The following is a 23,657-nucleotide window of genomic DNA, read 5'->3' as shown; positions in this document are numbered from 1 at the left end:
CAGCGGAATGAAGCGTAGAAAAAACCAATTGAGATGATTCGATGACAACCGGTTTATTGTCTTTTACCGATCATGAGCGAGGACAACATACCGTAGCATGCCGCCCAGGCTTCGCCCACTTCTGCGTTCCAGTCTTTGCCCAGGCCTTTTTCGAGCGTCCACAACAAGGCATCTCCCACCACTTTATAATGCCCCGGACGAACACCATATTGAACATGCCGCTGCGCCAGTTGCTCTACATCCCCCGCAAACTGTTCGGGTTTGTCCAGTTTGGAAACAATGTAGCTGAGCATATCAACCAGCTTGGCATATTGCTCCGCCATATTTGTTTTAAACATCGATTTAAGGGCCGGCATCTGCTGGAACAGCCTGCTGTAAAACACATCACCGATCAACTGCGGATCGATGCGGCGGAAAAGCGCCCAGCTGTTTTTTACGAGTAAAGTTTGCCGCTCTGTCATAAGGTCCATTTTTAGCTGTTAGCCCTGCCTGGCTCCTACAAATCCGGAGCCCTGTAAGCCCGCGGCCGGTCACGCACTGCTTCGCCGTCAAAATTAAGCAAGCCCTGCCCAAACCGTTGAATCTTTTTGCTGCGGCTGTTTGCCTGTTTCACCGGCTGCTGCGATCATGGCTCCTGCAAGTGTGGTGTAACAAAGCACCCAGGCGTCTTTCACATCGTCTGTCCATTCTTCACCCAACCCCTGTTCGAGCGTCCAGAGCAAGGCAGTGGCAACGGTTGAATAGTGTTCTGCCTTCACACCATACTGTACATGGCGCTGTGCAAGTTTGGCCACTTCGTCGATGATATCGTCGAGTTTATCAAGTTTGCCGATCACATACCCGATCATCGAAAGCAACTTTTTGGATTGCTCCGCAACGGGTGATCGGAACATGTGCCTTACTTCTGGTGCGATCTCGAATAAACGGTTGTAGAAAAGTCCGCCTACTGTTTCCGCATCCAGTGCGGCCACCATTGCCCAGGTGGATCTTACGTGGTTGATCTGTTGGTTTGTCATTGTAATGGTTTATAGATCTTTTGTATTATTGAATCAAGTGTCTGTACATCACAAAACCCGCCTCCTGCTGTGCCGCCTTCCGCAATTCTTTTTTAACAACAACACCATCGATGCGTCCAAAGCTTTGGTCAACGGCATTTACGCATACTGCCGACATCGCTATTCCCAGCGCGAGGTACATCACCAACGCATCCTGCAGTATGTTCTGGTTATTGGTCTTCATTGTCTGTGTTGAGGATGCAAAACTGCACCGGCGCCCGGTACAGAAAAAAAATAAGCGCACCAGCAGTGCAATAAATCGAACAAAGCGTGGTAATCATTGAATGAATCGTAAAACCCAAATCATCCTGGAAAAGAAAGGAAAAGCAACAAAACGGCTTAATCCGTTTTATATCCGTTTAAACAAGGAATACGGCCGGATCGTGTAAGAATGTTTTGCAAGGAACAGGTGCAGTTCAATTTTTGCGGCATGAAAATAAAATCACTAACCAGTTTTGCACTGGAAACAATCAATAAGATCGGGTGGAAGAAAGTGATCCTGCTTGGCATGATCAAGCTGGCTATGACGATCATTTTATTCTCCTGTACCAAGAACGATGTTGCGCAACCGGCGATCGACAACACAACGGGCACCAACACCGGTGGTTTTGCCGAGTCTACGGAGATCATCACCCTAAACAATCCCACCGGCGGAAATCCCTTGAAAGCGGTACTATTCATCCCTGCTTCAGACAAGCCCGTTCCGGCCGTGGTGGTGATGCATGGAAGTGGCGGTTTGTGGAGCGCGACCGATGCTACCAATACCAAGCTGGCAACCCAGTTCAAGGGATGGATCGATTCGTTCCGCATCCATAAGATCGCTGCCTTGTTCATCGATAGCTATACGCCGCGCGGGGTACAGACCTTTCACAACGAAGCGCCACCGGAAAATCTTTTTATCGCGGCAGAATTTGTTCGCCCGAGAGATGCGTATGCGGGATTGAACTACCTGCGTACGGTTCCGAAGATCATTGCGGGTAAGATCGGTCTGCTGGGATACTCACATGGGGGCACCACGGTATTGAGCACAATGGTTGATGCGGTTGCGGTTGCAAAGTCAACCCCATGGTCTTTGATCAGCAACAACATCACTTATACGCAGAATGTATTGCCGCCCGCGCAAAAACCTGCGGCCGGCGGGTTTGTGGCGGCAGTATCGTACTATCCCGGGGCAGCCATGTTCAGTTATTATGGAAAACCTGGAACACCCAGCAACGGCAAATACGTTCCTTACGCGCCGGTGATGATACATGCAGCGGCGCTCGATCCTTTGTATACGACCACTTATACCAACAGCGACAACAACACACAGATCAGTTCATACGATGCATTGATATTGAAGGCGCAGCTCAATCCCGCGTCGGCACCGATCACAAAATATGAATACGATGGCGCATCGCATAGTTTCGACGGTGTAACCACGGCATCTGCGGATGGCGATGCATCCAGGCTGGCAAGGGCGAGAAGCATTGCGTTCCTGGAAACGTTCCTGTTCAAATAAAACATTGAAAAACCGATGGCCCTTTAAGCGGAACTGCCTGTTGTGCGACGGGCAGTTTTTATTTAGTGAAAGGATCAGATCTCGGGCAGCATGATGCGCTTGCGTTTGCTGAGGATCCTGATGGATACAACAATGCAAACGCAGATAAACAAACCCAGGTTTTTCTCAATGCCCAAGTGCTTCAGCAGAATATAGATCACGCCGCCGATGGCACAAACGGTTGCGTAAAGTTCACCTCGTTTCAGCAGGTTGGGTTTTTCGCGGCAGAGCACATCGGCAAGAAGACCACCGAAAGTGGCGGTGATCACACCCATTACCACTGCGTATCCATCGTTGATGTTATTGTTGATGCTGATCTCGATACCTGCCGCGGTAAACATACCCAGCCCAATGGCATCCGTGAAAAAAATGGTTCTTTTGAAACGTATCTGGTCGGAATCAAAAAAAGAAACGATGATGGTGGCGCTCACCACCAATCCCAGTGCAAGGTAATCGTTCACCCAATTTACCGGGTGCACGCCGATCAGCAGGTCGCGAATGGTTCCGCCGCCGTAGGCCGTTGCAAAAGCAATCACCAGCCCGCCAAAAATATCCATATGGTGTGTCCGCGCCTTGAGGGCACCCGTTCCGGCAAAAACAAAAATACCAACGTACATGATGATCTGTATGAGGTTCATGTAGGGAAATTACGGAAAAGGTTGGTTTGTTTTTGCCCGGGGCTTAAAGCCGAAAAAGCCCCATAAGAATATGGGGCCGCTAATCAACTGTCTGCTTATGAAACAAAATTTATGGCCTGTTAAGGGCGAATGCCTTTTTATCGGTTGCGGGAACAATGTTCCCGAGTTCGTTCACTGAATGTTGTCCTTTTTCCTGGATCGTTGCCGGTTTTGCGGTGATCCTGATGCCTGCTACCGAGGGCTGTGTGTTCAATGTCTTTCTACCGCCTGTTTTAACTGCGATCAGCAATGCCGTTGACAATGATGTTCTGTGTATCATAACTTCCTTTTTTATTGATGGTGCAAATTTCGCATTTAGCCGCCTGTGGTTAAAACTTATCTCCTTTAAACAGCTGCATTGTCCAATGAACCGTATCAAATCCGTTACGAAGCGATCGGCCGGGCCGGCGCGTCCGTAATAAGGCCTTTATAATTATCTTTATCACAAAATCATCCCATGTACCAGACACTTCTTTCCTCCCTTGAAAACGGGATCCTTACCATAATCATCAACCGCCCGGATAAACTGAATGCGCTTAACAAAGATGTTTTTGCAGACCTCGACAAAGCGCTCGTGGAGATCTATTCAAACAAGGAGATCAGGTCCGTTATCATTACCGGGGCCGGGCCAAAAGCCTTTGTAGCCGGCGCCGACATCAGCGAGTTCAGCGGGTTGAGCCTGGAGCAAAGCAAAGCATTGTCGAAATCGGGACAGGATACTTTTTTCAAGATCGAGAACGCTCCCAAACCCATTGTTGCCTGTGTGAACGGTTTTGCATTGGGCGGCGGTTGTGAGCTGGCGATGAGTTGTCATTTCAGGATCGCATCAGACAATGCCAAATTCGGACAACCCGAAGTGAACCTCGGCCTGTTACCCGGTTATGGAGGCACACAGCGCCTTGTTCAACTCATCGGCAAAGGGCGGGCGATGGAACTGCTGATGAGCGCGGGCATGATAGATGCCAATACCGCCTTGCAATATGGCCTGGTGAACCATGTTGTTCCACAGGAAGAATTACTCGCAAAGGCAAAAAGCATTTTAGACATCATCAATACAAAAGCGCCCATCGCTGTTGCAAAATGCATTGAAAGCGCCAACGCGGTGTTCGATGAAACAAAAAACGGGTACGAGGTAGAAGTGAACGCGTTTGCAACCTGCTTTGAAACAGAAGACATGAAAGAAGGAACCACTGCCTTCCTTGAAAAAAGAAAAGCAGTGTTTACCGGAAAATAAATGTTGAAACAAAACCGCCATCATTTGATCGCGGTGCCGATCTCCTCGCCCACCGGGTGTTCGGCGGTAAAGGTTTGTCCCATCAGCTTCGCCACCGTTTGTGCAAATTGTTTTTGCCAGAGTTGTGTTTTTGTTTTCACTTCACCCAAGGCCGGCGTGTTCGGGCCCATGATGGCGCACCAGATCTGGTCGGCATCAGCAATCGCTTTCCCGTGCGAGGTCCATTTTGTCTTTTCCACATCGCCACGGCCATGATCGGTTGTAATGAGCAGCGTTGTTTTGTTTTTGTATTGCGGATCGGATTGTAAAAAACTCCAGATATCTTTCAACCATGCATCAAACTGGTGCGCGGCATTTAAGTAAAAGCTGTACTTGGCGCCATGCGCCCATTCATCGGTTTCTCCGTAGCTGATGTAAAGCACGCGTGGTTTGCGCACTTTCAACTCCTCCATCGCGGCATAGTGTGTAAACACATCCATACACTCCCCCTCCCACTCGCGGTGCGTATCGCGCAGCATGGCGTTGATCAGTTTCTCGTTCACCGTGGGGTTCTTGCCTCCCACCTCGTCATACGCCGAGTATACCGGGAACCCGCTTCGTTCTTCGTTCAGTATCCTGTCGAATGCATTCCATGCACCATACGCCGCAACCTTTCCCTTGTACTTTGGCTGGTTGTTGAAAAATTCGAGCAGGTTTGTGTTCGGGTTGGGTTTGTATTCGTTTGAATTAACAGCCGTATCTACGTAACCGCATAAAATTTCGCTGTAGCCCGGGTAGGAAAATTTATAAGGGTTCGACACATTCACATAATTACCGGCCCAGCGGTTGCCATATAGCTGTCCCTGAGCCGCAATCGTGCTCCAGAAAAAAGGAAGCAGTTTTTTTCGCCTGGTATCTGCATCTTCTGCCCAATATTTTTTATAGATGCCCGCGCTGTCGCTTTGGAAAAACAATTTGTTGTTGGCGATGGCGGGGTCCATTCCGCCAAACAGTTCCTGCCAGCGAAAGCCATCGGTGGTGATGATGATGATGTTCTCCGTTTTCTGCGCCTGCGCCGAATAAAAACAAAGCAATGCCCCGATCAAAAATAATTTTCTCATACTTTTTGCGTGTTGGCGATGAAGGTAGCAATCATTCCTACGCTTCACCCGGTTTCCGTATTATTTAAATATAAAAGAAAAGGGGCAGACACAACTGCTTACCCTTACCAACTTATTACCTCCGCCGGAAACGGTGTTGCCGTGATGAAGCCGGTGGGGCGTTTTCAGGACCGGCCGGCTAAAAAAAGCCCGCAGCCAGGGCGCAAGCTCGGCGCTAAAACCTACCTTTGCCCCGCTAAAAAACCACCAACATGAGCTACAGAATAGAAAAAGACACCATGGGCGAGGTGCAGGTGCCCGCAGATGTTTACTGGGGCGCGCAAACGCAGCGCAGTATCGAGAATTTCAAGATCGCCCAGGATATCAACCGGATGCCGAAAGAGATCATCAGCGCATTTGCCTACCTGAAAAAAGCAGCCGCCCTCACCAACCGCGATGCGGGTGTTCTGCCTGAAGAAAAAGCCGCATTGATCGGCCAGGTGTGCGATGAGATCCTTGAAGGAAAGCTGGATGGCCAGTTCCCGCTTGTTGTATGGCAAACCGGCAGCGGCACACAGAGCAACATGAATGTGAACGAAGTGGTGGCCTACCGCGGCCATGTGATCAAGGGGGGAGCGCTTACCGACAAAGAGAAATTCCTTCACCCCAATGATGACGTGAACAAATCACAATCTTCCAACGATACTTTTCCTACGGCAATGCATATTGCGGCCTATAAAATACTGGTGGAAACTACTTTGCCGGGCATCAAAACCCTTCGCGATACCCTCGCACAGAAAAGCAAAGCGTTCATGAACGTGGTGAAGATCGGCCGCACGCATTTTATGGATGCAACGCCGCTTACACTCGGCCAGGAGATCAGCGGCTACGTATCACAGCTCGATCATGGCATGAAAGCCATCAACAATACACTTGCGCACCTCAGCGAACTTGCATTGGGTGGAACGGCCGTGGGCACAGGCATCAATACACCGAAAGGATACGATGTGAATGTTGCCAAACACATTGCCGCCTTAACCGGTTTGCCTTTTGTAACAGCAGAAAACAAATTCGAGGCGCTTGCTGCACACGATGCAATTGTTGAAGCGCACGGCGCACTGAAAACAGTTGCGGTGAGCCTGATGAAGATCGCGAACGACATACGCATGCTTTCTTCCGGACCAAGAAGCGGCATCGGCGAACTGTTTATCCCCGATAACGAGCCGGGCTCTTCGATCATGCCTGGTAAAGTAAACCCGACGCAGTGCGAAGCATTGACCATGATCGCCGCGCAGGTGATGGGCAACGATGTGGCAATAAACATCGGCGGCGCCACCGGCCATTTTGAGTTGAATGTTTTCAAACCGGTGATGATCTATAACTTCCTGCACAGCGCAAGGCTGATCGGCGATGGTTGTGTTAGCTTCAACGACAAATGCGCAACGGGCCTCGCTCCCATCGAAGCCAATATCAAAAAGCATGTTGACAACAGCCTGATGCTTGTTACCGCGCTCAATACAAAGATCGGCTACTACAAAGCGGCAGAGATCGCCCAAACGGCACACAAGGAAGGAACAACGCTCAAAGAAATGGCGGTTAAACTGGGCTACCTTACCGCTGAGGAATTTGACGAATGGGTTGTGCCCGGCAACATGGTTGGCGAGATCAAATAACCTGTCATCCCATCGAATAAAAAAAGAGAAGTCCGCGGGGGCTTCTCTTTTTGTTTGAGGAAAGATCGCGCGATCCTCAATACTATCTGATTTATTTCTTCGGCGCAGGATGTAACATTATGGTATCCGCGGCGATGTTTGCCACACGATAATTGCCCGAATCGATCCGCGCTTTTGGAAAGTATGTTTTAATCGTTGCAAAATCTCCTGCTTTTATTTGTGTTTGCCCGAGGTATATATTTTCAAGTTGCGAAAGTTTCTGCAACTGACTCACGCCGTTCAGCGTAACCTTGGTTCCTACCAGGTTGAGGTATTGCAGTTGTTTGAGCCCCGTTAAATAGGCAAGCTGTTGATCCGTTATGTTTGTGTGTTCAATGCTTAGCCTTGTGAGGTTCTTACATTCTCCAACGGTTTTCCAGGAGGCATCCGCCAGGTTTGCGTAACTGAGTTTGAGCCATACCAGTTGCTTGCTCACCAGCTTGAGCAGCGCAACCGTTCTGTCGTCGGGTTTTGGAATGCTCACAAAATTGGCAAGCAGGTAATTGCTCGAGGTGGAAACGGGAAGGATGATGATGCCCGCATTGCGCAAGGTATCCAGCACCGGTTGCGGAACCTGGTCTACCGGCTCCAAAGGAACCTGCGGTTTGCTTTGCGGCCCTTCGGGCGATTGCAGCGCTTTCAATGCTGTGGCCACAGGGGCTGTTTTCTGCAGTTGTTTTATTTTTTTGTCGAACCCTGCATCACTGTCTATCCACCACTGGATAAGCGAGACCTCCTGTTCGGTAAGCTGCGGTTTTCCTTTAGGTGCCATGTGTTTTTCATCGAGCGGATCCAGGGTGATACGTTTGTACAACTCGCTACCCGCAGCATTCCCGTTCACGATCACTTTCCCGTTTTTGCCGCCTTTTACGATCCATTCTTTTTCATCGAGGCGGAGGCCGCCTTTCTGTTTGGTTGCGCCGTGGCAGTTGCCGCATTTGTTTACCAGTACCGGCTTTATGATATCGGTATACAAAACGGCTTCCTCAACATCACCAACGAATTTCTCGGCGGTTGGTACGCTGTCGTTTGCTGCAATGATCCCCTTCGTCAGAAATCCCTCGCCATGCGTAAGGCTCCCGCCAAGATGCCCGGCGATGAGGATGAGTAACAAGAGAACAAAAGACAAAATATTCTTCAGCAAAGAATAAGGCCTTTCGGCAAACAGGTAACCCGCGGCAGAAAGCACCGCTACGCTGATGCCAAACCATTTGTGCAGGTTCAAAGTGGATTCCTCGTAGCCGCCGTTTGAAGACAGCAACCAACCCGACACGCACGAAAGCACTGCACTGACCGTTCCCAGCAAAAACGTAAACCCGACGGCATGGGAAAGGTTGCTGTATTTTTCTCTCCGGCTTATCCATTGAAACAATAATGCCAGCAGCAGAAAACCAATGGGCAGGTGAACCAGCACCGGGTGCAACCGCCCGGAAAATTCTGTGAGTGCATTCATCAGCGGAGATATCTTTTGCGCAGCAACTGCATCATGTATTCATTGATTGCCCATTGGTCGGCAACGGGCTGCTGTGTATATGGTAATGCCGGCAGATAATGCGGCGGGCCAAACTCGGTTAGGATGGTGAGTTTGTTTGCCCCGCTTTTTATTTTCAGCTGAACAACGGCATCCCACCATTCCAGGTGCCTTTTCAAAGTATCTGCCCACTCCGGCGCGCGCGGATCGTTTACCTGCGGGCCCTCTGTATGGCCCACCCTTGCATGCACATGGTCTGTTCTCGACAGTGCCAGCTGAACCGTTTCTTCCTGGTCGTGCAACAGCGATTCGTGAACGTTGCACCAGTGCGAGATATCCAGGGTCAACCGCAGGTCGCTGTACCTGTTAATGTATTGCCTGGCAACATGCGCGGCAAACAGGATGCGGCTGCGGTGTGTTTCGTGGCAGATGGTTATGCCCGTTTCTTTTGCAACCTTCGTTGTATAATCGATGAACTTTCCATTGTCGTCCATCGAAAAAAAATCCCTTCCCGAGTGGCAATTGATATAAAGCGGCTTCTGTGTTTTTTGATAGGCGCCTCCATCCAGCATTGCTTTAAACTGGTCGAAATGTTTGGAGGGATCCTTGTCTGATCCACCCGCCAGGAAGCCCACTTCGAGATTGTGTTTCTGAAGTGCATCGAGCATGTTTTGCTGCGCAGCCGTGTTCATGGGCCACCACAGCTCCACACCATCGTACCCGGCTTTTTTTGCCTTTGCGCAGAATTCATCCATCGTTCCGGGAAAACCCCAGTTGGTTCCGAGGATCTTCAGTGAAAAAACTGCGGGCACTTGGAATGCAGGCTTGGATGCAAACAGCTCTTCGAGCGGGGTTACGGCTATCGCTGCCAGCGTGCCTGCGGTTGATAAAAATTTTCTTCGGTCTAAACTCATAATGTTGGTATGCACATCGTATTTGCAGTAAGAAGCGGTGCGCCCCCGGTATACGATGTCCTGTTGTTTGGATTACTGAATTGATGCTGTTTACACAATGCCATCACGATCCGTTCTTCTTCTATGCAATACCAATCACTTCGCTGCGCGATGATGTTACGCAACGATCTCGTTGATCACCCTTCCACTCACATCCGTTAACCTGAACGGCCGTCCCTGGAATTGATAGGTTAGTTTTTCATGATCAAACCCGAGTTGGTTTAAAATGGTTGCCTGCACATCAAACGCATTTGTTTTCCCGCTCACCGCTGCATAGCCGATCTCGTCGGTTTCACCGAAACTTGTTCCGCGTTTGATGCCGCCACCGGCCATCCAGATCGTAAAGGCCTCGGTATGGTGGTCGCGGCCCTTGAACGGATTCTTTTTGCCGTCGCGGTTTTCCTGCATAGGCGTTCGGCCAAACTCGCCGCCCCATACCACAAGCGTTTCATCGAGCAGTCCCCTTTGTTTCAGGTCGAGTAACAACGCGGTAACAGGTTTGTCCATGCTCTTGCATTTGTTCACAAATCCATAATCAATGGCAAGGTTTTCATCGGTACCGTGGCTGTCCCATCCCCAGTCAAACAATTGCACAAAGCGGACGCCTTTCTCTACCAGTTTACGTGCGAGCAATACATTGTTTGCGAAACATGCTTTACCCGGTTTGGTTCCATACATTTCGTGGATATACGCGGGTTCATCATTAATATTCATCACATCGGGCACGGAGATCTGCATGCGGTAGGCCATTTCATATTGAGAGATGCGCGACAATATTTCCGGGTCCCTGAATTCTTCATAACTCATCCTGTTCGCCTCATTGATCGCATCGATGGATGCCTTGCGCAGGTCGCGGTCCATGCCCGCCGGGTCTTTGATAAACAAAACAGGATCGCCCTCGCTCCTGCATTGCACGCCCTGGTAAACAGACGGAAGAAAACCGCTTCCCCACACACTCTTACCCGCATCAGGGAATTTTCCGCCCGAGGTGAGCACAACGTATCCCGGCAGGTTGCTGTTCTCGCTGCCCAGTCCATACGTTGCCCATGCCCCCATGCTCGGCCTGCCCAGGCGCGGTGAGCCGGTATGTATCAGCAGTTGTGCAGGACCGTGGTTGAACTGGTCTGTCTGCATGGCTTTTAAAAAACTGACTTCATCGGCTACTGTTGCAAAATGCGGGAGGTGTTCAGAGACCCATGCACCGCTTTCGCCATATTGTTTGAAGCTCGCCTGCGGCCCCATCATCTTGGGCACACCGCGGATGAACGCGAACTTTTTTCCCTCGAGCAATGATTGCGGGCAGTCCTGCCCATCCAGTTTTGCGAGGTCAGGTTTGAAATCGAACAGTTCCAGTTGCGAGGGCGCTCCCGCCATGTGCAGGTAAATCACAGAACGCGCCCGGGCAGGAAAATGCGGTGAATGCGGCATCAGGGGGTTTGCGCTGTTGTACAGATCTGCAGGCGTTCCAGTTGATCCGAAATTACATCCACTCAAAAACGAACCCAATGCCATGCCCCCCATTCCGAGCATACAGTTTTTCAGGAACAGCCTTCTCGTTTCAAGTTCAAGGTTCCTGTTCCTCGCTTCGTTAAATATGCGTTCGTTGTTCCTGCTCATGTTTAGTTTTTTGTGATGAATTCATCGAGGTTCATCATGGCGCCCGCAACAACGGCCAGGGCCGCGGTGGCGGGGTCCTGCCTGTGCTTGGTGTTGTTGCCCAGCATCAGTTTCATCTTTGCATTGTCGCTGCTGAATTTTGCAAAAGCGTTCGCATAGAGTTTTTCAAATACTTTCAGTTTTTCGGGTGCAATGGGTTTGTACATCGCCAATTCATATCCCCTGCTGATCTGCTGTTTCACATCGCCGCCGCCGGCCTGCATGCGGTAGGCGAAATATTGCGCCGTTTCAATATAGGCCGAATCGTTCAACGTGGTGAGCGATTGCAACGGTGTATTCGTCCGGATCCGCCGCGCTGTACATACTTCACGCGATGTGCCATCAAAAGTGATCATGGATGGATAGGGCGCGGAACGTTTCCAGTAAGTATACATGGCCCTCCGGTATTGATCGCAACTATCGCTTTTTTTCCAGGTAGAACCGTTCCAGGGCGACATCCATATTCCATCCGGCTGGTAAGGATAAACACCCGGCCCAAACATTTTTTCGCACAGCAACCCGCTTACAGACAAAGCCTGGTCGCGCACCTGCTCTGCAGACAAACGCACACGCGGCCCCCGGGCGTAATATTTATTGAATGGATCTTTCTCTTTTGCATCCACATTCAATTTTGATTCCTGCTGATAGGTTGCCGACAACACGATCTCTTTCATCAATTTTTTCAGGTCCCACTTGTATTCGTTCACCAGTTTCCAGGAGAGGTAATCGAGCAATGCCTGGTGTGTTGGCGGCAGGCCCTGCGTGCCCAGGTCTTCCAGTGTTTCGGCAATACCCTGTCCGAAGAACTGCTCCCATATCCTGTTTACGATGGTACGCGCAGTGAGCGGATTTTTTTTGTCGGTTACCCACATCGCCAGTCCCATCCTGTTGTGTGGTGCATTGGCGGGCAGGGAACCAAGCGATCGTGGCACACCCGCCTTCACTTCTTTTCCTTTTGTTAACCAGTTGCCCCTTTCGAATATTTTTGTTCGGCGGAACAGCGAGGTTGTATTTTCAACCATCACCGGTGTAAGCGTAACCTGTTTTGACGTAAGCAGGTCGTTGAAATATTTATACGCGCTGTCGTATCCTTTCAAACCTTTTCCCGGGAAAGGATCGCTGATGTAGAACCAATCGAACTGCATTCCTGTTTCTTCCGGCGTTTGCAGGTTTTTGTTTTGATACGTAAAATAAAGATCATGCGCACCGCTGATGCGCGGAATGTTCATCGTTGTTATTTTCCACGCACCTTTCGAGTCCTCCACCTGTACCGTGTTCAGAACGGTGCCATTGGGGTTATCGAGATGGATCACCCATTTGCCACCGGGCTTCCACGCTTTGTAGCGATATAAAATTTGTGTGCGCTGCTGAAGATCAACACCCGGCAACCTTGCAACAGCATTGTTGCGCAGCACCAGCCATTTTGTATCAGTGAGCGCGCTGTTTGTGAGTTCGTCTGCGGCAATCGAGTTGATCGCGGGCTCGCCGGTTTTCACAAACTTTACCAGTTCTTTTTCCTGCGCCGGTGCATGCTGCCTGAGCCATTGTTTGAACTGCAGGAACTTCAGGCTGTCTTCCCTGTGAAATTCGCGCAGCAAAGGATATTCATCATACGTATCCTCATCGCGTGTGTTGTTGAAAAAAGCCATGAACTCGTAATATTCTTCGTGCCTGAAGGGATCGTATGGGTGACTGTGGCATTGCACACAGGCAAAGGTTGTTCCCATCACTGTTTCCCAGGTGGTATTCACACGATCTATCACGGCTGCCGTGCGGAACTCTTCGTTGTCGGTTCCGCCTTCATCGTTTGTCATTGTGTTGCGGTGGAAGGCTGTGGCGATGTATTGTGCATCCGTGGGATCGGGTAAAAGATCGCCGGCCAATTGTTCCGTAATAAACCGGTCGTAAGGTTTGTTTTCATTGAATGCATTGATCAGCCAATCGCGGTAGCGCCAGATGGAGCGCCAATCGTCGCGTTCATACCCTTTTGTGTCTGCATAACGCGCAAGATCCATCCACATGGCGGCCCAACGTTCACCATAATGCCGAGAAGAAAGCAGCGTGTCCACCAGTTTTTCGTACGCGTCTTTTCTTGTGTCTTTCAGAAATAAAGCGGCAAGTGAAGTCGATGCAGGAAGGCCCGTTAAATCGAGGCTGACCCTCCTGAGCAAGGTTGCCTTATCTGCTTCTGCGGAAGGTTTTAGTTTTTCTTCGCGCATGCGCTGGTAAATAAAATGATCGATCGGGTTCTTTACCCACGATCCACCGCCGGTTGTTCCGAAAAACCAATTGTCAACCTTAGGCACCGCTACTTTCTGAACCGGAACATAGGCCCAGTGATCGCCCCATTTGGCGCCTTGTTTGATCCATTTTTTCAACGTCGCTATTTCATCATCCGTAAGCGGCGGATGCTTATAGGGCATCCGTTCTTCCGGATCTTTCAGCGTCAGCCGCCTGATCATTTCGCTGTTCGACGGATCACCGGGAACAATGGCAGGAAGCCCGGATTTATTGGTCGCCACGGCGTCCGAACGGAAGAGCAGGCTGAAACCGCCTTGTCTTTTCACACCGCCATGACAAGTAATACACTTTTTATTGAAGATGGGTTTTACCTCGGTATTAAAATCAACCTCGTCTGCCGAGCGCATGCAGGAAAAGGTAATGCCGCCCAATACCAGGACCGAAACGATCCATGCTGTTTTAGGGAACAGGGGCAAGCGCATGCGTGGGAGTTTGTTTTAAAGTTAGCAAAAACCCACATAAGTCAGGTGAGAGAAGTATGAAGTATGAAATTCTTTTCCTGCAAAAGAAAAGAGGTACGGATTGAATATAGGGTCATCCTTTTCAATCCATACCGCTTGGTTCCGGCAAAGTGGCCGGGTTAGAATACTTTCTTTCCACCCAGGTAGGTGGCTTTCACTTTGGTATTGAGAATATCGGCAACGGCTACTTTCATGAGGTCTTTGTCGAGTAAAATGAAATCGGCTTTTTTGCCGGCTTCGAGGCTGCCCACTTCTTTTTCAAGAAACCCTGCCCTGGCCGCCCAGATGGTCATGCCGCGGATCGTTTCTTCCCTGCTGAGCGCGTTTTCAAATTGAAAACCACCGGCGGGAAACCCTTTCGCGTCAACACGCGCAACGGCTGCGAGAAAGGTTTTGAAAGGAGAAATGTCTTCTACCGGGAAATCCGTTCCAAGCGGGATCCAGCCATTTTGCTGCAGCAACTGTTTGTAAGCATAGCCTCCATTCAGCCGTTCTTTGCCCAGGCGTTCTTCTGCCCAATACATGTCGCTGGTAGCATGCGTAGGCTGTACAGAAGGAACGATGCTGGCCGATCCGAACAGGTTAAAATCGTTTGCATTAACGATCTGGGCGTGTTCGATGCGCCAGCGTTTGTCGTTTTTGCCTTTTAAATACTTGTTGTAGATATTGAGCATTTCACGGTTGGCGCTGTCGCCGATGGCGTGGGTGCACATCTGGAGATCGCTGTTGGCCAAAACCTGCGCGAGCGAATCGTAATGCGATTTGTTGCGCAGCAGGAACCCGCTCCAGCCTGGCTTGTCGTTATAAGGATGAAGCAAACATGCACCACGGCTGCCCAATGCACCATCTGCATATACTTTGATGCCTTTTACAAACAGTTTGTCTGTTTTATAAGGGCCGCTTTTCAAATATCTGTTGAGGTTTTCTTCGTTATCGCTCAGCATTACAAACAGGCGCATATCGAGTTTGCCGTTTTTCTGGAGCCTGTCGATCGCATCCACGTCTTTCCACCCGATACCGCAATCGGTAATGGTGGTGAGGCCTTGCTCGAAACAGTTTTTCTGTGCGGCTTGCAGCCATTGGATGTATACTTCTTTGGTAGGATCCGGGATCTGCGCATATACTTTGTCGTCTGCATTATCGATCAGCACCCCGGTAAGTTTTCCATTTTTTGTTTCGATGGATCCGCCAACAACGCTTTGCCCGGCGCTGATGCCCGCAAGATCCATTGCTTTCTGGTTGGCGATGGAGGCGTGCCCGTCGATCCTTTTCAACACAACCGGTTTATCGGGGAAAGCGGTGTTCAGTGCTTCGTTGGTAGGATAGTTTTTGCCGGGCCATTTGTTCTGGTCCCATCCCCGCCCCTCTATCCAGAGAAGATCGGGATGCTTCGCGGCAAAATCTTTCACACGCGCCACGGCTTCTTCCCATGTGGCCGTTCCAAAAAGATCAACCTGGAAAAGCGAGCTGCCGTATCCGACAAAATGCGCATGCGCATCAATAAAGCCGGGATAAACCGCGGCACCCTGCGCATCGATGTTTTCTGTGGCGGTGTATTTTTTCTGTATGTCGTCGTTCTTTCCAACAGCAACGATCTTACCGTCTTTCACCGCCATGGCTTCTGCCACGGTAAAAGAAGAATCAACGGTATAAATCACTGCGTGGTGAACGATCGTATCCACTTTACCGGAAGAACAAGAGGCGATTAAAAACAGCAACGCAAGGGGAAGGAGTTTTCTCATGGCAGGTTTTGTTGTGGAATAAAGTTAGCAGAAAAGACAGAAGCGGCAAGCATTCGGCCCGCAGGAGAATTTTCAGGGGGGAGCCAACACGACGTAGTTGGGCATCGATGAAAATGCATTTCACCGGCCGGTTGAACCTGTGCCTTGTTTTCTGAATTGATTATTTCAGCAGCTCACACGGTTTCAAACCCGTATGCTTCTTGAATGCCGCAGAGAAATGCGAGATGGAGGAATAACCGAGCAATGCAGAAACATCCGTTACACTCAATCCTTTTTCGTACAAAAGGTATTTTGCGTGTTCCATTCTTTGCTGTTGGTAAAAATCGAATATGGTGGTGCCAAAAACCTCTTTGAAACCTTTTTTGAGGTAGCACTCGTTCATGGCCACTTTACGGCTCAGCTCCTTGATGGTAATGGGATCGCCGATGTGCTGCAATAAAATATCGCGCGCCTGGTAGATCCTGTCGCGCCCCGTCTCATCCGCAAGGAACTTGCAGTTGAAGCCTTCTTCTTTATCATCCACCAAACATTCGAGGCTGTACAACAGGAGCTCGTGAACTTTGGCGTTCATGAAAATGTTCTCCAGTGCGCCAGAGTAGCTGTGGTTGAGCAAGCCATCCAGTACATTTCTTTTCTTGGTGCAAAGCGGGAACACCTTGGTAAAGGCATGCGGGTGTTTAAAGGCCAGCACCTCATCTTTCCTGTTGCTCAGCTTTACATTGTGCACAAACTGGTGCAGGAAGGTGGAAGTAAAATGGAACGTAAACACATCAACCGTTTGCTGTTTGCCGCTGCAGTTGTTGGTAGGAAGCTGGTTGCATTGCGAACAGCTTTTTTCCTCGCAATAACGGTTGCCGGTGGTGCAGTAACGGAGCTCGAGGTAATTTTCTTCGGGTTTGCGGGTATTGTAATGGTACACCATCATACCCGTGTCCTCCGCCACCCATGGATGCTGCGCATAGTACCGCTTGATGTTGTACTGGATAGAACCCGGGATCTGCTGGGCCTTCTCATACAACAGGTCCATAGACGGCTCTATGCCGCCACGGTTCGATACTTTCAATATGTCCATCGCCTGTACCATTGCCGCACAAAATTAATGTATAAACATCCATTTTAGAACAAGTGGATTGTCACGCAACCGTTAAATCCTTTCGTTTAGCGGAAAAAATCCATCCGACATATATAAATAATTCATCTTATATAGGTGTTTTTTACGCGTATAATTTTTTATTTAGACGTCTAACTACTAAACACATGAGAAACCTTGTTTTAATGCCGTTGCCCGTTACAACGCTTATCCCACCCGGGCGTTGAATACCCGTTCAAAGCCACTTTCCGAGTAGAGGACCATATGTTCGAGATCGGGTTTTTTGAAGCCGGAACGTATTCGGTGGATGTAGCGATACTGCAATAATTTCAGCCGGTGCAGGACCGGTGGATCACGAAGAGGCGGCCCATTCCCGCCTCTTTTTTTATGCCCGGCGTGTGCAAAAATGTTACCCCCATTTCCCGTATTCCGGTGCATAAATCGCTTCCGTTTTTCTTTCAGAAAGCCCTTTATTTTCGTTACATTTGTCGACTTGTAAAAAACACTTAAAATACAAGCGTGACCTACATTTTATGAGCGAAGAAAAACAGGAAACCAACGAGGCGTCGAACAAGAATTACGGGGCCGACAGCATACAGGTATTGGAAGGTTTGGAAGCGGTTCGGAAAAGGCCCGCGATGTATATTGGCGATATAGGCATTAAGGGTCTGCACCACCTGGTATACGAGGTGGTTGACAACTCCATTGATGAGGCCCTTGCGGGATATTGTAAGAACATTGTTGTAACCATCCACGAAGACAATTCCGTTAGTGTACTCGATGATGGGCGCGGTATCCCTACCGGTATCAATACCAAGGAGCAAAAAAGCGCGCTCGAGATCGTTATGACCGTATTGCATGCGGGGGGAAAGTTCGACAAGGATACGTACAAGGTTTCCGGGGGTTTGCACGGTGTAGGTGTGAGTTGCGTAAATGCGCTCAGTACGCATCTGCATGCAACCGTTCACCGCGATGGAAAAATATTTGAGCAGGAGTACAAAACCGGTATCCCGCAATACCAGGTGAGAGAGATCGGCGAAAGCGATAAAACCGGAACCCTTGTTCATTTCTGGCCCGATGGCACCATTTTCCAGGAAACGGTTTACCGCAAGGAGATCCTCGAAGGCCGCCTGCGTGAGCTGGCTTACCTCAACAAACGCATCAACATTACCCTAACAGACCTTCGCGAGAAAGACGAAGAAGGAAATGCGTATACAAAGAACTTTTACAGCGAAGGCGGTATCGTAGAATTTGTGGAGATGCTGGACAGGAACGGCAACCGTACCGCCCTTATCCCTGCGCCGTTGTATGTAGACGGGCACGACGAAGCTTCGAACATAGCCGTGGAAGTGGCGCTCACTTACAACGACGATTTTAAAGAGCATATTTTCTCTTACGTAAACAACATCAACACCATCGAGGGCGGAACCCACGTAACGGGTTTCAGGCAGGCGCTTACGCGTGTGTTCAAGACCTATGGCGATAAGCAGGGGCTTTTTGAGAAGGCAAAAGTGGTGATCGAGGGCGATGATTTCAGGGAAGGATTGAGCGCCATCATTTCTGTAAAAGTACCGGAGCCGCAGTTCGAAGGACAAACCAAAACCAAGCTGGGTAACAGTGAAGTAAGCGGTATCGTTCAGCGTACCGTGGCAAGTGCATTGGAATCTTACCTCGAAGAGAATCCCCGCGAAGCGAAGAACGTGATCTCGAAGATCATCCTTGCGGCGCAGGCAAGGGTTGCGGCTAAAAAAGCGCGCGATATGGTTCAGCGTAAAACCGTGTTGAGCGGTGGCGGTTTGCCTGGTAAACTGGCCGACTGCAGTGAGCGCGATCCGCAAAAATGCGAATTGTACCTGGTGGAAGGAGACTCGGCGGGCGGAACGGCAAAACAGGGCCGCGACAGGAGCTACCAGGCCATTCTCCCACTGCGCGGAAAGATCCTGAACGTGGAAAAAGCAATGGAACACAAGATCTACGAGAACGAAGAGATCCGTAACATGTACACGGCGCTCGGTGTTACCGTAGGAACGCCCGAAGATCCGAAAGCATTGAATGTGACAAAGCTGCGCTACCACAAACTCATCATCATGACGGATGCCGATGTGGATGGTTCGCACATCGCCACACTGATATTGACGTTTGTTTTTCGCTACATGAAAGAACTGGTAGAACAAGGCAATGTATACATCGCGCAGCCGCCATTGTACCTGGTGAAAAAGGGAAAAGAGCAGGAATACGCTTACAACGAAGAACAGCGCAAAAGCTGGATCGAAAAACTGGGTGGCGGTAAAGACGACAGCGTAACCATTCAACGATACAAAGGATTGGGAGAGATGAATGCCGACCAATTATGGGAAACCACGATGGACCCGGCGCGTAGAACGCTCAAACAGGTAACGATCGAGAGCGCGGCCGAAGCCGACCGGATCTTCAGCATGCTCATGGGCGATGATGTGGCGCCACGCCGCGAGTTCATCGAGAGCCATGCGAAATATGCAAGGATCGATGTCTGATCAAATTAATTTTTTACCGGAGCCGTGGCAAATGCTACGGCTTTTTTTTGCGGCTGCTGCCAGCACAAACCACCAGCGGTTCCTTCAGGAAGGCATTGGGCCCTTTGCGCAAAGTTTTCAATACCACCAACAAAGGCTCGTTTTTGGCCAGGCTGGTATTGCTGCTTCCGGGATAAAACCGCCGTTCAGCCTAGATACTTTTGAAACCGGCCGGCCGGGCCGTTGGCCTGTCGGGTGACCGGGCTTACCACCGAATGAGCGCCGGGTTCGGGCTGTATTTGAGGAATAAAGTTTGATTTTAGATTATATTACCGATGGACGAGCACGCATTTTGCTGAAAAATTGGTAATTTGTGTCACTAACCCAATGTTTATTTACTAACTATTTTAAATTCAAAGAACATGGACACTTCAAAAATGATCAAAGCATATTGCCTGAAAACAAAGGAAAAGAACGTTCCGATGCAGGATGCGGTAATCACCAAAACTGCCAAAGGCGGTTACATGGCCGGCGGCCACGATGGAAAAGGCAATAAAATGGCGGCTATTCTCAGTGAAGCAAAAGCTTTGCAGGCGATCGCCGACGGTGTTGCGAAAAAAGGATTCTAAGCCATACGAAACGACATTTGATCCGGCCCTTCCTCTGAAGGGCCGTTTTATTTGGCGGAAACAGGAATGAACCCGGGAACATTTAGGCGCCTTTGCCCACCACATTGGTATGCATATGCCTCAGAAACCGCTCCATGCCCTCCATATCCTTCACATCTTCCACGATCAGCAGGAACATTTTCCCGGTTTGCTTCAATCGCGCCTTATTGGTGCCGGTTTGTAAAAAGGCGAGCACCCTGCGGAAAAGGTCCGATTCAAAATAGGGCGAATCAGGCCGGTTGATGAAATAGCAGCGCAGCGTTTCATCCTTCAGCGCCATTTTTTCGAAGCCAAGATCCACCGCAAGCCAACGGCAGCGGACGGTTGTAAACAGGTCCTCCACCGGTGCCGGTACAGGGCCAAAGCGATCCGCCATCTCCTGGTGAAAAGCCTGCAGCTCTTCTTCCTTTTCGCAGTTGTCGAGACGTGTATACAACGACAAACGTTCCGCAATGCTCTCAACATAACTGTCGGGTATCAGTATTTCAAGATCGGTATCTATCGTACAATCGCTCACAAAATCATCCTGCCTGCTGATCTCTTCTTTGAAAAGATCCTTGAACGATGTTCGTTTCAGCTCACGTATCGCTTCTTCAAGGATCTTCTGGTACATCTCAAACCCGATCTCTGCCATAAAACCCGTTTGCTCCCCACCCAGGAGGTTGCCCGCCCCGCGGATGTCGAGGTCGCGCATCGCTATCTGGAAACCGCTGCCCAGGTCGCTGAACTGTTCCAGCGTCTGCAGGCGTTTGCGGGAATCGGTTGGCATGGTGCTCATGGGCGGGCCGAGCAGGTAACAGAACGCTTTTTTATTGCTGCGCCCCACCCTGCCGCGGAGCTGGTGCAGATCGCTCAAACCAAAATGATGTGCGTTGTTTACGATGATCGTATTCACATTCGGGATATCAACCCCGCTCTCTACGATATTGGTACAAACCAGTACATCGTATTTCTTATCGATAAAATCGAGAATACGCTCTTCGAGTTCGTGCCCTTCCAGTTGCCCGTGGGCAAAACCGATGCTCAGATCCGGGCAAAGCCCCTGTATGAGCGCGCACATTTCGGAGAGCCCCTGTACGCGGTTGTGTATGAAGAAAACCTGCCCGCCCCTTTCGGTTTCATAGTAGATCGCATCGCGGATAAAATCGTCGTTGAACACGCGTACTTCTGTTTGTATGGGTTGCCTGTTGGGTGGCGGTGTGTTGATGATACTGAGATCGCGCGCGCCCATCAAACTAAACTGCAGCGTACGCGGAATAGGCGTGGCGGTAAGCGTTAAGCAATCCACGTTTGTTTTAAGCGTTTTGAGCTTCTCCTTGTGGCCCACGCCGAATTTCTGTTCCTCATCGATCACCATCAATCCCAGGCTCTTGAACTTCACCTCTTTGCCGAGGATGCCATGTGTGCCTATGATGATGTCTATCTTTCCTTCTTCCAGTTTTTTCAGCGTTTCCTTTTTTTCTTTCGCCGATTTAAAACGGTTGATGTAGTCAACCGTAACCGGGAAATCTTTCAACCGCTCCTGGAACGTTTTGTAATGCTGAAAAGCAAGGATGGTTGTAGGAACCAGCACCGCCGCCTGTTTCCCATCCAGGCATGTTTTGAATGCGGCGCGAACGGCCACTTCTGTTTTTCCAAAGCCCACATCGCCGCACACGAGCCTGTCCATCGGACTCTCACTTTCCATGTCTTTCTTCACATCTGCCGTGGCCTTGCTTTGATCGGGCGTATCCTCGTAGATAAAAGAGGCTTCCAGTTCGGTCTGCATATAATTATTCGGCGAATGCGCAAACCCTTGCTGTGCCTTTCTTTGCGCGTATAGTTTGATAAGATCGAAAGCGATCTCTTTTACCTTGGTCTTTGTTTTTTCCTTCAGCCTGTTCCATACATCTGAACCGAGCTTGTTGATCTTTGGCACCGTTCCTTCCTTACCCGTATATTTTGAGATCTTATGAAGCGAGTTGATGTTCACATACAGGATATCGCTGTCTTTGTAAATGATGCGCACCGCCTCCTGCACTTTCCCGTTCGCTTCAATTTTCTGGAGCCCGCTGTAGGTGCCCACCCCGTGATCGATGTGCGTTACATAATCACCAGGCTGCAGGTCGCGCAGCGTTCTTAAAGTGATCGCCTTGTTCTTGTTATAGGCCTGTTTTACTTTGTATTTGTGGTAGCGCTGGAAGATCTGGTGGTCGGTATAACACACCACTTTCAATTCTTCATCTATAAACCCTTCGTGTATACCGGTGGCTATGGGCGTGAACTGTATCTCTGTGTTCAGGTCGGTAAAAATGCTGTTGAGCCGCTCTAGCTGCCGTGCCTGCTCCGCAAAGATGAAGATGCCAAAACCCGCGGCCTCATGGGCTTTCAGGTCCCTGATCAGCAGGTCGAACTGGCGGTTGAACGAGGGTTGTACACGCGTTTTAAATGCAATTTCAAAATTGGCGTGGTGCGGTTTGTAACCAAACTCCACAATATGCCGCTGCTGCAATTGCTGTTCAATGGCAGCGCTGCTTACAAAATCGTTTTTGTCAACAACCTTGAGGATCTTTGTATTGTCCTCGTCGTCATCGTCCTGCGTTTTATTACCCGCACCGGTCAGGGCCACAAACCCCTGCAGGTCTTCTTCCTGCTGGTCGATCTTTTCTTTGATCACATCCCAATCCTTCAGCCATACGATGGTATTGTCTGAAAGAAATTCAAGCAGCGAAACCTTCTCCCCGCTTTCGAACTGTGTTTCTACATTGGGAATGATGTTCACCTGCATCAGTTTCCTTTCACTCAGTTGTGTTTCCGGGTCAAATATGCGGATGCTGTCTACTTCGTTGCCAAACAATTCTACGCGGTATGGTTTTTCGTTGCCGAAAGAATAGATATCGAGGATCCCGCCGCGCAATGCAAACTGCCCGGGTTCGTAAACAAAATCGGTGCGTTCAAATCCATACATCACAAAAAGATCCATCAGGCTGTCGGGGTTGATGGTATCATTGGCCTTGATGCTGATGATGTTGCTGCTGAGCGTTTTCGGCAGCACCACTTTTTCAAACAATGCTTCGGGATAGGTAACGATGATCTTGCGGTTGCCGCCCACAGACAATTTGGTCAGCGCCTCCGTACGCAGCATCACATGCGAACTGTTGAGCAGCCTGAAATTCTTCCTGTTTTTGAATGAAGAGGGGAAATAAAAAAGATCCAGCGCATTGGTCAGGTTCTCCAGCGTGTTGTGAAAATACGCGGCATCTTCCGCATCGTTCAACACCACCAGGTGGTTCAGTTGCTGGCAGGCCGGGTGCATAAACACCGAACTCACCAGGAACTCCGAACTGCTGCCCTGTAAGTTTTTGAGGAAGATTTTTTGCGCCTGGGCAAAAGAAAGCCTGTCCGCCAGCTGAAAAAGGTGGGGTGATTTTTGGTACTGCTCCAGCAACACATTCAGATTCATCAGTCCTGTCTAAGACTGCAAAGGTAATGAGTTTTCCCGTGCGTTTCAGGCAGCGGCTTCCCTGAACCCTGGAGGAATCGTCGA

General features: G+C 49.8%; 18 protein-coding genes. 5 read left to right on the top strand and 13 right to left on the bottom strand.

Features of this window, described 5'->3' with window-relative positions; translation table 11 throughout:
• Positions 1–53 precede the first annotated feature (53 nt).
• The 3 genes from GWC95_RS03550 to GWC95_RS03540 all read right to left on the bottom strand — a co-directional run bounded on the left by GWC95_RS03550 (position 54) and on the right by GWC95_RS03540 (position 1,239).
• The gene (locus GWC95_RS03550) at positions 54–470 is read right to left on the bottom strand and encodes a globin domain-containing protein (protein WP_202630196.1); all 417 of its coding nucleotides are present in this window, start codon (positions 468–470) and stop codon (positions 54–56) included.
• A gap of 84 nt (positions 471–554) precedes the next feature.
• Positions 555–1,016, bottom strand: a complete 462-nt coding sequence (locus GWC95_RS03545; protein ID WP_161817284.1) for a globin family protein — start codon at positions 1,014–1,016, stop codon at positions 555–557.
• 25 nt (positions 1,017–1,041) lie between these two features.
• Positions 1,042–1,239, bottom strand: coding sequence for a hypothetical protein (locus GWC95_RS03540; protein ID WP_161817283.1), 198 nt, complete (start codon positions 1,237–1,239; stop codon positions 1,042–1,044).
• Positions 1,240–1,485: 246 nt separating this feature from the next.
• Between GWC95_RS03540 and GWC95_RS03535 the strand changes: the two genes are divergently transcribed.
• A complete protein-coding gene (locus tag GWC95_RS03535) occupies positions 1,486–2,556 on the top strand; it encodes a dienelactone hydrolase family protein (RefSeq protein WP_161817282.1) in 1,071 nt (356 codons plus the stop codon).
• 74 nt (positions 2,557–2,630) lie between these two features.
• On the opposite strand, the gene GWC95_RS03530 is transcribed toward GWC95_RS03535, so the two are convergent.
• Positions 2,631–3,233 carry a trimeric intracellular cation channel family protein gene (locus tag GWC95_RS03530; protein WP_161817281.1) on the bottom strand — a complete coding sequence of 201 codons (603 nt, stop codon included), beginning with the start codon at positions 3,231–3,233 and terminating at the stop codon, positions 2,631–2,633.
• A gap of 109 nt (positions 3,234–3,342) precedes the next feature.
• Entirely contained in the window at positions 3,343–3,552 is a 210-nt protein-coding gene (locus tag GWC95_RS03525) for a hypothetical protein (RefSeq protein ID WP_161817280.1), read from the bottom strand.
• Between the two features lie 177 nt (positions 3,553–3,729).
• On the opposite strand from GWC95_RS03525, the gene GWC95_RS03520 reads away from it, so the two are divergent.
• A complete protein-coding gene (locus tag GWC95_RS03520; RefSeq protein WP_161817279.1) occupies positions 3,730–4,506 on the top strand; it encodes an enoyl-CoA hydratase/isomerase family protein in 777 nt (258 codons plus the stop codon).
• Positions 4,507–4,526: 20 nt separating this feature from the next.
• Here the strand turns inward: GWC95_RS03520 and GWC95_RS03515 are convergent, their stop codons facing one another.
• A complete protein-coding gene (locus tag GWC95_RS03515) occupies positions 4,527–5,606 on the bottom strand; it encodes an alkaline phosphatase family protein (RefSeq protein ID WP_161817278.1) in 1,080 nt (359 codons plus the stop codon).
• Positions 5,607–5,857: 251 nt separating this feature from the next.
• Here GWC95_RS03515 and fumC point away from each other — a divergent pair, with 251 nt between their 5' ends.
• Positions 5,858–7,258: a class II fumarate hydratase gene (gene fumC, locus GWC95_RS03510; RefSeq protein ID WP_161817277.1), complete on the top strand. Its 1,401-nt coding sequence runs from the start codon at positions 5,858–5,860 to the stop codon at positions 7,256–7,258.
• 91 nt (positions 7,259–7,349) lie between these two features.
• Here fumC and GWC95_RS03505 read toward each other — a convergent pair whose 3' ends face one another.
• The 6 genes from GWC95_RS03505 to GWC95_RS03480 all read right to left on the bottom strand — a co-directional run bounded on the left by GWC95_RS03505 (position 7,350) and on the right by GWC95_RS03480 (position 16,965).
• Positions 7,350–8,750 carry a c-type cytochrome domain-containing protein gene (locus GWC95_RS03505; protein ID WP_161817276.1) on the bottom strand — a complete coding sequence of 467 codons (1,401 nt, stop codon included), beginning with the start codon at positions 8,748–8,750 and terminating at the stop codon, positions 7,350–7,352.
• Positions 8,750–9,682 (bottom strand): sugar phosphate isomerase/epimerase family protein, encoded by a 933-nt coding sequence (locus GWC95_RS03500; protein WP_161817275.1) that lies wholly within the window; start codon positions 9,680–9,682, stop codon positions 8,750–8,752. Before GWC95_RS03500 ends, GWC95_RS03505 begins: the two co-directional genes overlap by 1 nt.
• 156 nt (positions 9,683–9,838) lie before the next feature.
• The gene (locus GWC95_RS03495; RefSeq protein ID WP_161817274.1) at positions 9,839–11,338 is read right to left on the bottom strand and encodes a DUF1501 domain-containing protein; all 1,500 of its coding nucleotides are present in this window, start codon (positions 11,336–11,338) and stop codon (positions 9,839–9,841) included.
• Between the two features lie 2 nt (positions 11,339–11,340).
• Positions 11,341–14,100, bottom strand: coding sequence for a DUF1553 domain-containing protein (locus GWC95_RS03490; protein WP_237722046.1), 2,760 nt, complete (start codon positions 14,098–14,100; stop codon positions 11,341–11,343).
• Between the two features lie 158 nt (positions 14,101–14,258).
• Positions 14,259–15,881 (bottom strand): amidohydrolase, encoded by a 1,623-nt coding sequence (locus GWC95_RS03485; RefSeq protein ID WP_161817273.1) that lies wholly within the window; start codon positions 15,879–15,881, stop codon positions 14,259–14,261.
• A 160-nt stretch (positions 15,882–16,041) separates the two neighbouring features.
• Positions 16,042–16,965 carry a helix-turn-helix domain-containing protein gene (locus tag GWC95_RS03480; protein ID WP_161817272.1) on the bottom strand — a complete coding sequence of 308 codons (924 nt, stop codon included), beginning with the start codon at positions 16,963–16,965 and terminating at the stop codon, positions 16,042–16,044.
• A gap of 539 nt (positions 16,966–17,504) precedes the next feature.
• Between GWC95_RS03480 and gyrB the strand changes: the two genes are divergently transcribed.
• Positions 17,505–19,484, top strand: coding sequence for a DNA topoisomerase (ATP-hydrolyzing) subunit B (gene gyrB / locus GWC95_RS03475; RefSeq protein ID WP_161817271.1), 1,980 nt, complete (start codon positions 17,505–17,507; stop codon positions 19,482–19,484).
• Positions 19,485–19,885: 401 nt separating this feature from the next.
• Positions 19,886–20,092 (top strand): hypothetical protein, encoded by a 207-nt coding sequence (locus GWC95_RS03470; RefSeq protein WP_161817270.1) that lies wholly within the window; start codon positions 19,886–19,888, stop codon positions 20,090–20,092.
• Between the two features lie 82 nt (positions 20,093–20,174).
• Here GWC95_RS03470 and mfd read toward each other — a convergent pair whose 3' ends face one another.
• Complete coding sequence (gene mfd / locus GWC95_RS03465; protein WP_161817269.1) at positions 20,175–23,573, bottom strand: transcription-repair coupling factor; 3,399 nt, start codon at positions 23,571–23,573, stop codon at positions 20,175–20,177.
• Between the last annotated feature and the right edge of the window lie 84 nt (positions 23,574–23,657).

This window comes from Sediminibacterium roseum (genome assembly GCF_009939005.1).
In the GTDB taxonomy this organism is placed as follows: domain Bacteria; phylum Bacteroidota; class Bacteroidia; order Chitinophagales; family Chitinophagaceae; genus Sediminibacterium; species Sediminibacterium roseum.
Note: the sequence above shows the minus strand (reverse complement) of the source record. Positions and strands in the feature narration are given on the sequence as shown.

Bases quoted from the DNA above. Each gene is read 5' to 3' on its own strand.
- GWC95_RS03550 (WP_202630196.1), bottom strand. From the start codon at position 470: ATGGACCTTATGACAGAGCGGCAAACTTTACTCGTAAAAAACAGCTGG.
- GWC95_RS03545 (WP_161817284.1), bottom strand. From the start codon at position 1,016: ATGACAAACCAACAGATCAACCACGTAAGATCCACCTGGGCAATGGTG.
- GWC95_RS03540 (WP_161817283.1), bottom strand. From the start codon at position 1,239: ATGAAGACCAATAACCAGAACATACTGCAGGATGCGTTGGTGATGTAC.
- GWC95_RS03535 (WP_161817282.1), top strand. From the start codon at position 1,486: ATGAAAATAAAATCACTAACCAGTTTTGCACTGGAAACAATCAATAAG.
- GWC95_RS03530 (WP_161817281.1), bottom strand. From the start codon at position 3,233: ATGAACCTCATACAGATCATCATGTACGTTGGTATTTTTGTTTTTGCC.
- GWC95_RS03525 (WP_161817280.1), bottom strand. From the start codon at position 3,552: ATGATACACAGAACATCATTGTCAACGGCATTGCTGATCGCAGTTAAA.
- GWC95_RS03520 (WP_161817279.1), top strand. From the start codon at position 3,730: ATGTACCAGACACTTCTTTCCTCCCTTGAAAACGGGATCCTTACCATA.
- GWC95_RS03515 (WP_161817278.1), bottom strand. From the start codon at position 5,606: ATGAGAAAATTATTTTTGATCGGGGCATTGCTTTGTTTTTATTCGGCG.
- fumC (WP_161817277.1), top strand. From the start codon at position 5,858: ATGAGCTACAGAATAGAAAAAGACACCATGGGCGAGGTGCAGGTGCCC.
- GWC95_RS03505 (WP_161817276.1), bottom strand. From the start codon at position 8,750: ATGAATGCACTCACAGAATTTTCCGGGCGGTTGCACCCGGTGCTGGTT.
- GWC95_RS03500 (WP_161817275.1), bottom strand. From the start codon at position 9,682: ATGAGTTTAGACCGAAGAAAATTTTTATCAACCGCAGGCACGCTGGCA.
- GWC95_RS03495 (WP_161817274.1), bottom strand. From the start codon at position 11,338: ATGAGCAGGAACAACGAACGCATATTTAACGAAGCGAGGAACAGGAAC.
- GWC95_RS03490 (WP_237722046.1), bottom strand. From the start codon at position 14,100: ATGCGCTTGCCCCTGTTCCCTAAAACAGCATGGATCGTTTCGGTCCTG.
- GWC95_RS03485 (WP_161817273.1), bottom strand. From the start codon at position 15,881: ATGAGAAAACTCCTTCCCCTTGCGTTGCTGTTTTTAATCGCCTCTTGT.
- GWC95_RS03480 (WP_161817272.1), bottom strand. From the start codon at position 16,965: ATGGTACAGGCGATGGACATATTGAAAGTATCGAACCGTGGCGGCATA.
- gyrB (WP_161817271.1), top strand. From the start codon at position 17,505: ATGAGCGAAGAAAAACAGGAAACCAACGAGGCGTCGAACAAGAATTAC.
- GWC95_RS03470 (WP_161817270.1), top strand. From the start codon at position 19,886: ATGGACACTTCAAAAATGATCAAAGCATATTGCCTGAAAACAAAGGAA.
- mfd (WP_161817269.1), bottom strand. From the start codon at position 23,573: ATGAATCTGAATGTGTTGCTGGAGCAGTACCAAAAATCACCCCACCTT.